The 12,926-nt window shown below is 69.1% G+C and carries 13 protein-coding genes and 1 pseudogene; 8 read left to right on the top strand and 6 right to left on the bottom strand.

Annotated features, from left to right (window positions below; translation table 11 throughout):
- Positions 1 to 256: pseudogene (locus tag QTI45_RS20660) on the top strand (hypothetical protein); the annotation flags it as partial.
- 3 nt (positions 257 to 259) lie between these two features.
- Here QTI45_RS20660 and QTI45_RS20655 read toward each other — a convergent pair.
- Complete coding sequence (locus QTI45_RS20655) at positions 260 to 958, bottom strand: nucleotidyltransferase family protein (RefSeq protein ID WP_286655722.1); 699 nt, start codon at positions 956 to 958, stop codon at positions 260 to 262.
- 14 nt (positions 959 to 972) lie between these two features.
- A complete protein-coding gene (locus tag QTI45_RS20650) occupies positions 973 to 1,362 on the bottom strand; it encodes an S-adenosylmethionine decarboxylase family protein (RefSeq protein WP_286655707.1) in 390 nt (129 codons plus the stop codon).
- A gap of 239 nt (positions 1,363 to 1,601) precedes the next feature.
- On the opposite strand from QTI45_RS20650, the gene tkt reads away from it, so the two are divergent.
- Positions 1,602 to 3,653, top strand: a complete 2,052-nt coding sequence (gene tkt / locus QTI45_RS20645) for a transketolase (RefSeq protein ID WP_286655706.1) — start codon at positions 1,602 to 1,604, stop codon at positions 3,651 to 3,653.
- Between the two features lie 51 nt (positions 3,654 to 3,704).
- The gene (gap, locus tag QTI45_RS20640; RefSeq protein ID WP_286371884.1) at positions 3,705 to 4,706 is read left to right on the top strand and encodes a type I glyceraldehyde-3-phosphate dehydrogenase; all 1,002 of its coding nucleotides are present in this window, start codon (positions 3,705 to 3,707) and stop codon (positions 4,704 to 4,706) included.
- Between the two features lie 64 nt (positions 4,707 to 4,770).
- Here gap and QTI45_RS20635 read toward each other — a convergent pair whose 3' ends face one another.
- Entirely contained in the window at positions 4,771 to 5,079 is a 309-nt protein-coding gene (locus QTI45_RS20635; protein WP_286655705.1) for a putative quinol monooxygenase, read from the bottom strand.
- Positions 5,080 to 5,138: 59 nt separating this feature from the next.
- Positions 5,139 to 5,558 carry a VOC family protein gene (locus QTI45_RS20630; RefSeq protein ID WP_286371882.1) on the bottom strand — a complete coding sequence of 140 codons (420 nt, stop codon included), beginning with the start codon at positions 5,556 to 5,558 and terminating at the stop codon, positions 5,139 to 5,141.
- A gap of 87 nt (positions 5,559 to 5,645) precedes the next feature.
- On the opposite strand from QTI45_RS20630, the gene QTI45_RS20625 reads away from it, so the two are divergent.
- A complete protein-coding gene (locus QTI45_RS20625; protein WP_286655704.1) occupies positions 5,646 to 6,293 on the top strand; it encodes a TetR/AcrR family transcriptional regulator in 648 nt (215 codons plus the stop codon).
- An 82-nt stretch (positions 6,294 to 6,375) separates the two neighbouring features.
- Positions 6,376 to 6,723, top strand: coding sequence for an FHA domain-containing protein (locus tag QTI45_RS20620; RefSeq protein ID WP_286371880.1), 348 nt, complete (start codon positions 6,376 to 6,378; stop codon positions 6,721 to 6,723).
- Between the two features lie 15 nt (positions 6,724 to 6,738).
- Here QTI45_RS20620 and QTI45_RS20615 read toward each other — a convergent pair whose 3' ends face one another.
- Together QTI45_RS20615 and QTI45_RS20610 are read right to left on the bottom strand one after the other, a co-directional pair.
- Positions 6,739 to 8,541, bottom strand: a complete 1,803-nt coding sequence (locus QTI45_RS20615) for an NAD(P)/FAD-dependent oxidoreductase (protein ID WP_286655703.1) — start codon at positions 8,539 to 8,541, stop codon at positions 6,739 to 6,741.
- A gap of 71 nt (positions 8,542 to 8,612) precedes the next feature.
- On the bottom strand, positions 8,613 to 9,551 hold the full coding sequence (locus QTI45_RS20610) for a LysR family transcriptional regulator (protein ID WP_286655702.1): 939 nt from the start codon (positions 9,549 to 9,551) through the stop codon (positions 8,613 to 8,615).
- A gap of 101 nt (positions 9,552 to 9,652) precedes the next feature.
- Here QTI45_RS20610 and QTI45_RS20605 point away from each other — a divergent pair, with 101 nt between their 5' ends.
- The 3 genes from QTI45_RS20605 to acuI are packed head-to-tail and all read left to right on the top strand — an operon-like array spanning position 9,653 to position 12,896.
- On the top strand, positions 9,653 to 10,627 hold the full coding sequence (locus QTI45_RS20605) for a Bug family tripartite tricarboxylate transporter substrate binding protein (RefSeq protein ID WP_286371877.1): 975 nt from the start codon (positions 9,653 to 9,655) through the stop codon (positions 10,625 to 10,627).
- A 23-nt stretch (positions 10,628 to 10,650) separates the two neighbouring features.
- Positions 10,651 to 11,910, top strand: a complete 1,260-nt coding sequence (locus QTI45_RS20600; protein WP_286655701.1) for a CaiB/BaiF CoA transferase family protein — start codon at positions 10,651 to 10,653, stop codon at positions 11,908 to 11,910.
- Positions 11,910 to 12,896, top strand: a complete 987-nt coding sequence (gene acuI / locus QTI45_RS20595) for an acrylyl-CoA reductase (NADPH) (protein ID WP_286371875.1) — start codon at positions 11,910 to 11,912, stop codon at positions 12,894 to 12,896. Before QTI45_RS20600 ends, acuI begins: the two co-directional genes overlap by 1 nt.
- Positions 12,897 to 12,926: the final 30 nt, after the last annotated feature.

The following is a 12,926-nucleotide window of genomic DNA, read 5'->3' as shown; positions in this document are numbered from 1 at the left end:
TTCCAGCCTGGTGGACCCGATCTCGGCGGAGGACGCGGACGTCCACGGCACGCAGCACGCGGTGGTGTCGGTGGCGGACTATGGCGGATCGAAGGTGTCGAACTACCGCTATGGCCCGGTGATCTTCACGACCAACCCGGGGTGGAGCTGCCAGCCGCCCAACGGCTGCCCCATCGCGTCGGGCAAGTTCGAGTACGGCGGCAGCTTCCCGCTGCCGGGCGGCCCGTTCCACGTCGTCAGCTCGAACATCCCCTAGCGGTCAACCCGCGTTCAGCGCCGTCAGCCGTTCGGCGGTGCCGACATCGGTCCAAGGGCCCAGGTACAGCTCCGCGCTGACCTGGGCCTTTTCCATGGCCGCGCGCAGCAGCGGCGCCAGCGGCGCCTTGATGCCGCCGGGGTTGCCGGTGGCAATCCCGCACAGGGGCGGCGCGAAGAGTGCCGCTCGATAGAGACCGATGGTCGAGAAGGTGTGGCGGATGCCGGCGTGGTCCTGCAGGGTGGCGCGGCCTGCGGGGTCCAGTCCGAAATCGCCCTTCGGGTTGTGGGCTGGGTTCGGCACCAGCCACAAGTGCGCGAGCAGGCCGCCGGCCAGGAAGCGGTCGACCGCGGCCTGCGTGAACTCGAAGTCCGGCGCGAACACATCGCCCGCCACCACCCAGAACACCTCGCCCAGCGCGGGCAGCGCACGCACGATGCCGCCAGCCGTTTCGAGCGCGCCGCCGAAGTCGCGGCCCTCGTGCGAATAGTGAAGCGTGGAGCCGCCATGCCGGGCGCCGAAGCGGGCCTCGATCTGCTCGCCGAGCCAGGCCGTGTTGACCACCACGTCGGTGAAGCCGCCGGCGGCGAGTGCTTCGAGCGGCCACTGCATCAGCGGCTTGCCATGGACTTCCAGCAGCGGCTTGGGGGTGCGGTCGGTCAGCGGCCGCATGCGCTCGCCGCGCCCGGCGGCCAGGATCATCGCCTTGATGTCGCTCATGCGGGCACCGCTCCCATCCGGCCGCGCTGCAACTGGTGCCGCTGGGCTTGCGCCGGCATGAACAGCGCCTCCAGCGATGCCATCAGCGCCCTCGCCTTGGCCGAGTGATCGGCACCGAAGTTGCACACATAGACATCGATCGTGACGCCGCGCTGCTCCGGCCAGGTATGGACGCACAGGTGCGACTCGGCCAGCAGCACCGCGGCCGTGACCCCGCCGGCACCGTCCGGCGTCGCCGGGAAGGCATGGAACAGTCGGCCGACCACTTGCAGTCCGGCCGCTTCGGCGCCGGCGACGCAGGCAGAGCCCAGGGTGTCGGCGTCGACCAGCCATCGCGTGTCGCAGCGGCAGTCGAGGAGGTCGGCAGTCAGGTGAAGCCCTTGCATGGACCGGCACTCTAGCTGAATGTGGCCCCCACGCTCCCCCACTTCGTGTGGGTCGCTGCCCCCCAAGGGGGCCACAGGCCGCCTTGGGGCGGCCCGGCGCCGGCCTGGGTGGCCCCTACGCTGCCCCGCTGGGTGCAAGTCGCTGTTGGCGCGGGCCTGATCCGAGCCCATTCCGGGGCCGTCCCACCCCGCCCGTTAAAATACCGGGTTCCCCCTAACCTGCCCCCAGAAAGCCACAGATGGCCAACCAAGCCTTGATGGCCAACGCGATCCGCGCGTTGGCAATGGATGCCGTTCAACTCGCCAACTCGGGGCATCCCGGTGCACCGATGGGCATGGCCGACATGGCGGTCGCGCTGTGGGGCGACCATCTGAGGCACAACCCGGTCAATCCGCAGTGGTTCGACCGCGACCGCTTCGTGCTGTCGAACGGCCACGCCTCGATGCTGATCTATTCGGTGCTGCACCTCACCGGCTATGCGCTCCCCGTCGAAGAACTCAAGCGCTTCCGCCAGCTGCACAGCAAGACCGCCGGCCATCCCGAAACCGGCATCACGCCCGGCGTGGAGACCACCACCGGTCCGCTGGGCCAGGGCATCACCAACGCGGTCGGCTTCGCGCTGGCCGAGAAACTGCTCGCGGCCGAGTTCAACCGCAAGGGCCACGAGATCGTCGACCACCACACCTACGCCTTCCTCGGCGACGGCTGCCTCATGGAAGGCATCAGCCACGAGGCCGCGGCGCTGGCCGGCGCCTGGAAGCTCGGCAAGCTGATCGCACTCTACGACGACAACGGCATCTCGATCGACGGCCAGGTCAAGCCCTGGTTCATCGACAACACCGAAGAGCGCTTCAAGGCCTACGGCTGGCACGTGATCGGCCCGATCGACGGCCACGACGCCAAGGACGTGTCGAAGGCCATCGAGAAGGCGAAGAAGAACACCGACCGGCCGACCCTCATCATCTGCAAGACCCAGATCGGCAAGGGCAGTCCGAACCGCGCCAACACCGCCAAGGCACACGGCGAGCCGCTCGGGGCCGACGAGATCGGCCTGACCCGCAGCGCGCTGCAGTGGTCGCACGCGCCCTTCGAACTGCCGTCCGCGGTCTACGAGGAATGGGACGCCAAGGCCGCCGGCGCCAAGAATGAAGCCGCCTGGAACGACAAGTTCGAGGCCTATGCCAAGGAGTTCCCGGACCTGGCCGCCGAGTTCACCCGCCGCATGAAGGGCGAGCTGCCGAAGAACTTCCACCAGACCGCCTTCGACACGGTGGTGGCTGCCCACACCAAGGCCGAGACCGTGGCCTCGCGCAAGGCCTCCCAGCTGGCGCTGGAAGCCTTCACCGCCGCGCTGCCCGAATTGCTCGGCGGCAGCGCCGACCTGACCGGCTCGAACCTGACCAACACCAAGAGCACGCCCAGCCTGCGCTTCGACAGCCACGGCGCCGTGGTCCGCAGCGAAGGCAACGAGCAGTTCCCCGACGGCCTGCTGGGCCGCCATATCAACTACGGCGTGCGCGAGTTCGGCATGGCGGCCATCATGAACGGCGTCGCGCTGCACGGCGGCTTCATTCCCTACGGCGGCACCTTCCTGACCTTCAGCGACTACAGCCGCAACGCGATCCGCATGGCGGCGCTCATGAAGCAGCGCGTGATCCATGTCTTCACGCATGACTCGATCGGCCTCGGCGAGGACGGTCCGACCCACCAGTCGATCGAGCACGCGGCGTCGCTGCGGCTGATCCCGAACCTCGACGTCTGGCGTCCCGGCGACACCGCCGAGACCGCCGTGGCCTGGGCCGTGGCGCTGCAGAACGCCGACCGCCCGACGGCGCTGCTGCTGTCGCGCCAGAACCTGCCCTATTCGCCCAAGAAGGACCTCAGCGACATCAGCAAGGGCGCCTACGTGCTGTCCGAGCCCGAAGACGTGGGCCTCAAGAACAAGAAGCTCAAGGCGGTCATCATCGCCACCGGCTCCGAAGTGCAGCTGGCGCTGCGGGCCCAGGAGCTGCTGGCGGCGAAGAAGATCGGCGTGCGCGTCGTCTCGATGCCCTCCACCACCACCTTCGACCGCCAGGACGTGGCCTACAAGAAGAGCGTGCTGCCCAAGGGCACGCCGCGCATCGCGGTCGAGATGGGCTGCACCGACGGCTGGTGGAAGTACGGCGTCGCCGCCGTCGTCGGCATCGACACCTACGGCGAGTCGGCACCTGCCGGCGTGCTGTTCAAGCATTTCGGATTCACGGCAGAGAACGTCGCTGCCACGGTCGAGGCAGCGCTCGCGCGCTGAGGTCTCGGCCACGCCTTCTCAGTAGTTTTCAACCTTCCAGGAGCATCAGACATGGCTATCAAACTCGGCATCAACGGTTTCGGTCGCATCGGGCGCAACGTGCTGCGCGCGGCGGTTCAGAACTTCAAGAACGACATCGAGATCGTCGCGATCAACGACCTGCTCGAGCCTGATTACCTGGCCTACATGCTCCAGTACGACTCGGTGCACGGTCGCTTCCAGGGCGAGATCACGGTCGAGGGCAACACCCTCGTCGTCAACGGCAAGAAGATCCGCCTGACGCAGGAGCGCGATCCGTCGAAGCTCAACTGGAGCGACGTCGGCGCCGACATCGTGCTCGAGTCCACCGGCCTGTTCCTGACCAAGGACACGGCGCAGAAGCACATCGACGCGGGCGCGAAGAAGGTGCTGCTGTCGGCCCCGAGCAAGGACGACACGCCGATGTTCGTCTACGGCGTCAACGACAAGAAGTACGCCGGCGAAGCCATCATCAGCAACGCCAGCTGCACCACCAACTGCCTGGCGCCGCTGGCCAAGGTGCTGAACGACAAGTGGGGCATCAAGCGCGGCCTGATGACCACCGTCCACGCCGCCACCGCGACCCAGAAGACGGTCGACGGCCCGAGCAACAAGGACTGGCGCGGCGGCCGCGGCATCCTCGAGAACATCATCCCGTCGAGCACCGGCGCGGCCAAGGCGGTGGGCGTGGTGATTCCCGAGCTCAACAAGAAGCTCACGGGCATGAGCTTCCGCGTGCCGACCTCCGACGTCTCGGTGGTCGATCTCACGGTCGAGCTGGTCAAGGAAGCCACCTACAAGGAAATCTGCGCCGAGATGAAGGCGCAGAGCGAAGGCGCGCTCAAGGGCGTGCTGGGCTACACCGAGGACAAGGTGGTCGCCACCGACTTCCGCGGCGACCCGCGCACCTCGATCTTCGACGCCGAGGCCGGCATCGCGCTGGACGGCACCTTCGTCAAGCTGGTGAGCTGGTACGACAACGAGTGGGGCTACTCGAACAAGTGCCTCGAGATGGTCCGGGTGATGGCCAAGTAAGGCTCTCGCCACGCCATGAAGAAACGCGCCCTCGGGCGCGTTTTTCTTTGGCCTGGGGGCTTGTTCAGACCGGCTCGAGCACGTGGATCAGCCGGCTCTCGGTCCAGTCCTTGACCTTGGCGCCATAGGCGGCCATGTGCGGTGCCGCCGCGTGCGCCTGCAGGTCGGCCAGGGTTTCCCATTTCTCGACGACGACGAAGGTGTCGGCGCCGAAGCTGCCGCGCGAGGCCGGCATGCCGACGGCATCGATGGTCGCGGTGTATTCGATGCAGCCCTTCTCGGCCAGCACCGCGGGCCGGTTGGCCCGGTAGGCCTCGAGGATCAGATCGCGTTGGCCTGGCTTGGCGGTGATGACGGCGACGACATGGATCATGGACGATGGCTCCTTTGGAATGAACCGTCGAATTTAAGAGCAAAGCGCCGCGCCCGCTGTCACATGGGTCCAGGCACCTGCACCATCCACGAGACGCCGAAGCGGTCGACCAGCATGCCGAAGGCCGGCGACCAGAAGGTCTTGCCCATCGGCATCTGCACCTGGCCGCCTTCGGCCAGGGCGTCGAACAGGCGCCGGGCCTCGGCCTCGTCGGCGGCGGTCAGCGACAACGAGAAGCCCTTGAATGCCGGCTCGCCCGGGGCGCAGCCATCGGACGCCATCACCATCGTGTCGCCGATGTCGAAGCTCGCATGCATCACCTTGTCGTCGGAACCCGGCGGCACCTTGTCGGCCGGGATCGGGTCGGGGCTCTCCTTGAAGCGCATCAGCATCGTGAGCTTGGCGCCGACCGCCTTGCGGTAGAACTCGATCGCCTCCTCGCAGCGGCCATCGAAAAAGAGGTAGGAGTGGACTTGCATCGTGCTTCCTTTCAGCGTCGATTGGTTGTGTACAACGTCCACAAGACAATAGCAAAGATAATGGACGCTGTCCACATGAAGGAATCGATGAGCTCTCTGCCTGATCCCAGCCCTCCTGCGCGCAGCACCTACCGGCACGGAGACCTGCGCCGTGCGCTGCTCGATGCCGGGGTCGAGCTGGCGCGCGCCGGCGGACCCGAAGCGGTGGTGCTGCGCGAAGCGACACGGCGCGCGGGCGTGGTTCCGAATGCCGCCTATCGGCATTTCGCGAGCCGGCTTGCCTTGCTGCAAGCGGTGCGCGCCGCGGCGCTGTCGGCGGTGGCCCGGGCCATGGAAGAAGAACTGGCGGGCGCCGGCGCGGCGGGCGATCCGCTGGCCCGGGCTCGCGCCAGCGTGCGGGCGGTCGGCACCGGCTACCTGCGCTTCGCCCAGGCCGAGACCGGCTTGTTCCGCACCGCGTTCGCGACACCGGTCGACATCGACGATGCGCCCGGGGAGGTCAAGGGCGGGGCCAGCGGCCTCAATCCCTTCGAACTGCTGGGCGCCGCGCTCGACCGCCTGGTCGCGGCCGGCGGCATGGCGCCCGAACGGCGTCCCGGCGCCGAGTTCCTGGCCTGGTCGGCAGTGCACGGGCTGGCGCTGTTGATCATCGACGGCCCCTTGCGCGGCCTGCCGGCCCCGCAGGCCGAGGCGCTGGGGCAGCGGCTGCTCGACATGGTCGAGAAAGGACTGTGAAACACAGGCTGTAACTTCAACAACCTTGAACTTTAGTATTCGTCCGGCTACCGTCGAACGCCCAAACGAGAGCGTCGACGACATGGCCATGCTGATCCTGATGACCCCCACCGGCCAGACCACCCAGCTGCCGATATCGGAGCTCGGGGTGACGATCGGCCGGGCCGAGCAGAACCACGTGGTGCTGGCTTCGCCGCGGGTCAGCCGTTTCCATGCCAGGCTGAGCACCCAGGGGCCGCTGGTGATCCTGCGCGACCTGGGCAGCCGCAACGGCACTTTCGTGAACGGCAAGCGGGTCGAACTGCAGGTGCTGGCCCATGGCGACAACATCGATATCGCCGGCTACTGGATGCGTTTCCTGGCTCCGGAGCAGGAGACCATCGCCGAGGACAGCGTGCGCCTGATGAGCGAGCGCGGCGGCCTGGTCTGAAGCCCGCCGCCCGGCTCAGCGCGCGTGATGCACCGGCGCGAGCCCGTGCACCGGCGTCGGCAGGCCCTCCATGCGCGCCTTCAGCTGCAGCGCCAGGAACTGCGAATAGTGGCGCGACTGGTGCAGGTTGCCGCCGTGGATCCACAACTGCGGCACCTGCGTCGGCTTCCACATGTTGCGCAGCTCGCCCTCCCAGGGCCCGGGATCCTTCGGCGTGTCGGAGCCCAGCCCCCAGACCTTGCCGACCTTGTCGGCCACCTCGGGCGAGACCAGGTCGGCCAGCCAGCCGTTCATCGAGCCGTAGCCGGTGGCGTAGACGATCAGGTCGGCCGGCAGCTCGCTGCCGTCGCTCAGCGTGACCGACTTCGGATTGATGCGCTCGATGGTCACGCCGCTGCGCAGCCGGATGCTGCCGTTGGCGACCAGCTCCGAGGCGCCGACGTCGATGTAGTAGCCCGAGCCGCGGCGCAGGTACTTCATGAAGAGGCCCGAGCCATCGACCCCGAAGTCGAGCAGGAAGCCGGCCTTCTCGAGCCGCGCATAGAGGTCGGCATCGCGGCGCTTCATCTCGTCATACACCGGCACCTGCATCGGCGCCATGATCTTGTAGGGCACCGAGGCGAAGATCAGGTCGGCGCGGTCGGTGGTCACGCCGGCCTTGAGCGCGGCCTCGGAGTAGAGCCCGCCGAGCGCCAGTTCCATCAGCGAATCCGAGGGCGCGATGTGGGTCGAGCTGCGCTGGATCATGGTCACGTCGGCGCCGTTCTCCCACAGGGCGGCGCAGATGTCGTGGGCCGAATTGTTGGAGCCCAGCACCACGCACTTCTTGCCGCGCCAGGCCTCGGGCCCGGGGTGTGCGCTCGAGTGGTGCTGCTCGCCCTCGAAGCTTTCGGCGCCCGGGATCTTCGGCAGGTTCGGATAGCCCGACACGCCGAGCGCGAACACCAGCTGCTTCGGCCGCAGCGTGATCTCGCGGCCGTCGCGCTCGACCACCAGCTCCCATTCCTTCTTCGACTCGTCGAAGCGCGCCTTCTTCGCGGTGGTCGAGCCCCAGTAGTTGAGCTCCATCACCTTGGTGTACATCTCGAGCCAGTCGCCGATCTTGTCCTTCGGCGAGAACACCGGCCAGTCCTCCGGAAACGGCAGGTAGGGCAGGTGGTCGTACCAGACCGGGTCGTGCAGGCACAGGCTCTTGTAGCGCCGGCGCCAGGAGTCGCCGGCGCGTGCGTTCTTCTCGACGATGATCGTCGGCACGCCGAGGCGCCGCAGCCGCGCGCCGAGCGCGATGCCGCCCTGCCCCCCGCCGACGATGACGACGTAGGGCTGTTCGGTGAAGCCCAGCGTCTCGGCCTCCTGCTGGCGCCGCTCGAGCCAGGTCTTGCGTTGCGGATTGGCGCCGTGCTCCGCACCCTTGATCCGCTGCGCGCCCTTGCATTCCTCGAAGCCCTTGAGTTCGGTCATGGTGGTCAGCAGCGTCCAGGCCTTGCCGCCGCGCAGCCGCAGGTGGCCGCGGCCGCGTGCCACCGCGGTCTCGAAGGTGAACCAGGCATCGACCACGCCATCGGCCTCGGTGGCATCGCCCTCGACCGCGAAGGCCGTCGGCTTCGTGTCGGCCAGCCGCGCCTGGAGCATGGCGCGGATCGCCTCGGGCCCTTCCTGCGTGCGGATGTTCCAGGTGAAGGCGACCAAGTCGCGCCAGTAGCAGTCGGGCTCGAACAGTGCGATTGCGGCGTCGATGTCGCCGCGCTCCAGCGCGGACTGGAAATCGGCCAGCCAGGCGCCGGCGACCTGCGTCGGATGGTTCGACAGATCGGTCATGTCCAGTGTCTCCTTCGTTCGCGCCCCGCGATCGGGCCGGGCGAGAACCGTACGCCCATCCCCGGTCGACGTCAAACGGTGGCCGGCAATCCCAGCGCCTCCCGCAGCAGGCCCAGCCGCGGGTTGTCCGTGCCCGTGCGGTGGATCAGCGCCACCGGCCCGGCCGGGATCGGCGGATGCACGCGCACCCGCATCACGCCGCTGGCGCCCGCGCTGTCCAGGGTCGACGCCGGCACCGCGCTGAGGCCGAGGCCGGCCGCGACCAGGCGCAGGTTGGTCACCGGGCTGGTCGACTCGATCACCGGCACCGGCGCCATCAGGCCCGCGCTGCGGAACACCTCGTCCATCATGCGTCGCACCATCGAGGTCGGGGCCGGCATGATCCAGCGCTCGCGGCACAGGCGCGGCCAGTCGACCCGGCGGGCCCGGCCGAGCGGATGACCCGGCGGCGCGATCACGGTGAAATCGGCGTCGAACAGCCTCTCGTAGTGCAGCGGCTGTCCCGCGGCTTCGGGCATCTCGGTCGGATAGCTCGTGACCAGCGCATCGAGGCGCCCCTGCAGCAGCGCCTGCACGAGCAGCGGGACGCGCTCCTCCATCAACTGGACCCGCACCCGGGCCTGCTCGCCGACCAGGCGGGCGAACACCTCCGGCAGATAGCCCTGGGCGACGAAAGGCGGCGCCCCGATGCGCAGCAGGGTGACGGCCGGCTCGGCCGAGGCCTCGGCGCCGAGGTGCGCCAGTTCCTGGAGCAGCATGGCGGCGCCGCGGACCACGATCTCGCCGCGCGGCGTGGTCGCCAGGCCGCGCGCGCTGCGCGTGAAGAGCGCGAAGCCGAAGCTCGCCTCGACTTCGCCGAGGGCCTTGCTCAACGCTGGCTGCGTGAGGTTCAGCACCGCGGCGGCGGCGCGCAGGCTGCCGCCGCGCTGCAGTTCGACCAGCAGCTGCAGGTGGCGGAAACGCAGCCGCGCGATGAGTCTGCGCGCTTCGCAGGAGGGCTCTGAAGGCATCGAGTCGCTTTCCAAAAAGTTTGCACGCAATGAAAACATATCACTGTTGGATATCGCTGTCCCGACCTATGCTGATGCCACACCAGAAGGAGACATTCACCATGGATCGCCGCAGTTTCTGCCGGGCCGCATCGGCCCTCGCTCTTGTGCCGCTGGCCGTTCGCGCCGCCGACGGCTTTCCCGGCAAGCCGGTGCGCGTCATCTCGCCCTACGCCGCGGGCGGCGGCCCCGACGTGCAGCTGCGCCAGGCCGGCCCGGCGCTCGGTGAGGCGCTGGGCCAGTCGATCGTGATCGAGAACAAGGTCGGCGCGGCCGGCGTGCTGGCCGCGCAGTACGTGGCACAGGCGGCGCCCGACGGCTACACGCTGCTGATGGGCTCCAACACGCATCTGATCCAGAAGATCCTGCAGCCCGATCTCAAGTTCGATCCCATCGCCGACTTCGTGCCGGTCAGCAACTTCGCATCCTCGCCCACCGTGCTGGTGGTGCGTGCCGACAGCCCCTACCAGACGCTCGAGGACCTCATCGCGGATGCGAAGGCCAAGCCGGGCCAGATGAACTACGGCTCCGGCGGCATCGGCACCTCGGCCCACCTCGCGGGGGCGACGCTGGCCTCGCTCGCGGGCCTCAAGGTCACGCACATTCCGCTCAAGGGCTCGGTCGAGATCGCCGCCTCGCTGCTGCGCGGCGACACGCAGTTCGCGTTTCCGGTGGCCGGCACCGGCGTGCCGCAGGTCAAGGGCGGCAAGCTGCGCGCGCTGGCCGTCACCAGCCGCCAGCGCCTGAAGCAGCTGCCCGAGGTGCCGACCCTGCACGAGCGGCTGAAGAACGAGCTCGCGGTGCAGGAGTCGTGGTTCGGCCTCTGGGCCCCGGCCCGCACGCCGCAGGACGTGGTCGCGGTGCTGTTCGCGGCCGCGACCCGGACCTTGAAGACGCCGGCCCTGCAAGCCGCCTTCGAGGCGGCCGGCAACGAGGCCGCGATCAGCGAGAGTCCGCAGGCCTTCGCCGCCTTCGTGCGCAGCGAGAACCGCAAGTGGGCCGAGATCGTGAAGCTGGCCGGCGTCACGGCGAGCTGAAGCCGAACAGGAGAACAGGCACCATGTCCAAACCCCTCGAAGGTGTGCGCGTCATCGACATGTCGCACGTGATCGCCGGTCCCCTGGCGTCCCTCTACCTCGCCCAGCTCGGCGCCGAGGTGATCAAGATCGAGCCGCCGCAGTCCGGCGAGGTAATGCGCGCCAGCAAGGCCGCGCCGGAGGACGGCGACACGCCGGCCGGCTTCGCGGCGCTGAACGCCGGCAAGCGCTCCTTCGCGGCCGACATCCGGACGGCCGAAGGTGCCGCGCTGGTGCGCTCGCTGGCCCGCACGGCCGATGTCTTCATCGAGAACTTCCGCCCCGGCGTGGTCGCGAAGTACGAGCTCGACTACGCCGCCATCCAGGCCGAGCGGCCGGACATCGTGTATTGCTCGATCTCCGGCTACGGCCAGGAAGGCGAGTGGTCGCGGCGCGGCGCCTACGACCACGTGGTGCAGGCCCTGACCGGCATGATGATGATGTCGGGCGACAGCGCCGAGGCGCCGCCGCTCAAGGTGGGCTTCCCGGTGATCGACGTCGCCGTCGGCATGCTCGGCGCGCTGTCGATCGTGGCGGCCCTGCATCGCCGCGAGCGCGAGGGCCTGGGCCAGTACATCGATGCCTCGATGGTGCAGGCCTCGCTGATGCTGATGTACCCCAACGCGAGCAGCTTCCTCACCGGGCGCGTCGAGCCGCAGCGGGTCGGCAATCGCGGCTACACCGGCAGTCCCACGGCCGACACCTACCGCTGCGCCGACGGCTGGCTGGCCACCGCGGCCAACACGCCGGCACAGTTTCGCAAGCTCACGGCGGTGCTGGCGCTCGAGTCGCTCTGCGACGACGCGGCGGCACTCGACCTCGAGGCCTTCCATGCACCGGGCGGCGGCTTCGTCGTCGCCCGCGACCTGCCCTATCTGCAGCAGCGCTTCCGCGACGCCTTCGCGAGCCGGTCGGCGGTCGAGATGGAGCAAAGGCTCAATGCGGTCGGCGTGCCGGCGGCGCGGGTGCGCAAGCTCGGCGAATTCCTCGACGAGATGGAATCGCGAGGCGGCGCCGCGCTGCAGCCCGTCGCCTTCGCGCAGGGCGCATCGACCGTGCGCACGCCGGGCCTCGGCTTCCGCTATCGCTTCGACGGCGTCGCCGCGGCCACCGGCGCGCCCCGGCTCGGCCAGGACACCCACGCGCTGCTGGCGGAAATGGGATGGGGCGCCGAAGCCATCCGGTCGCTGTGCGATGCTCGCGCGATCCGCCTGTCCACGCCGATCCAACAAGGAGCGCTCTGATGTTCGATGCCCTGCTGCTGACCAAGGCCGACGACGGCACCACCCGCGCCGCCGTGACCGCGCTCGACCCGAGCGCCCTGCCCGAGGGCGAGGTGCGGGTCGACGTGGCGTTCTCCACCGTCAACTACAAGGACGCCCTGGCGATCACCGGCAAGTCGCCGGTGGTGCGCAAGTTCCCGATGGTGCCGGGCATCGACTTCGCGGGCACGGTCGCCGAGAGCAGCGACGCGCGCTACAAGAAGGGCGACCCGGTGCTGCTCAACGGCTGGGGCGTGGGCGAGACGCATTGGGGCGGCCTCGCGCAGCAGGCCCGCGTCAAGGCCGACTGGCTGGTGGCCATCCCGCCGGGCTTCGATGCACGCCAGGCGATGGCGATCGGCACCGCGGGCTACACCGCGATGCTGTGCGTGATGGCGCTGCAGCAGCACGGCTTGACGCCGGCCTCGGGCCCGGTGCTGGTCACCGGCGCCAACGGCGGCGTCGGCACGATCGCCATCGCGCTGCTGGCGCGGCTCGGCTTCGAGGTGCATGCCTCGACCGGCCGCACTGCCGAGGCCGCGCACCTGCAGCGCCTCGGCGCCCGGGAGGTCATCGACCGCGCCGCGCTCGGCGAACCCGGCAAGCCGCTGCAGAAGGAGCGCTGGGCCGGTGCGGTCGACAGCGTCGGCAGCCACACCCTGGCCAACGTCTGCGCCAGCCTGCGCTACGGCGGCACGGTGGCGGCCTGCGGGCTGGCGCAAGGCCTGGATTTCCCGGCCAGCGTAGCGCCCTTCATCCTGCGCGGCGTGACGCTGGCGGGCATCGACAGCGTCCACGCACCGCAGGCACGCCGGGTCGCGGCATGGGATCGCCTCGCGGCCGAGCTGCCGCGCGACCTGCTCGATGCCAATACCGAGACCATCGGGCTCGGCGCGGTGATCGCGCTGGCGCCGCGGCTGCTCGCGGGCCAGGTGCGCGGTCGGGTGGTGGTGGATGTGAGGGCCTAGGTTGAACAGACCCTGGATGTTTCGGCGGGC

The sequence above is a fragment of the Variovorax saccharolyticus genome (assembly GCF_030316765.1).
Lineage (GTDB): Bacteria > Pseudomonadota > Gammaproteobacteria > Burkholderiales > Burkholderiaceae_C > Variovorax > Variovorax saccharolyticus.
The sequence above is the reverse complement of the archived record's forward strand: the minus strand, read 5'-3'. Positions and strand labels throughout refer to the sequence as shown.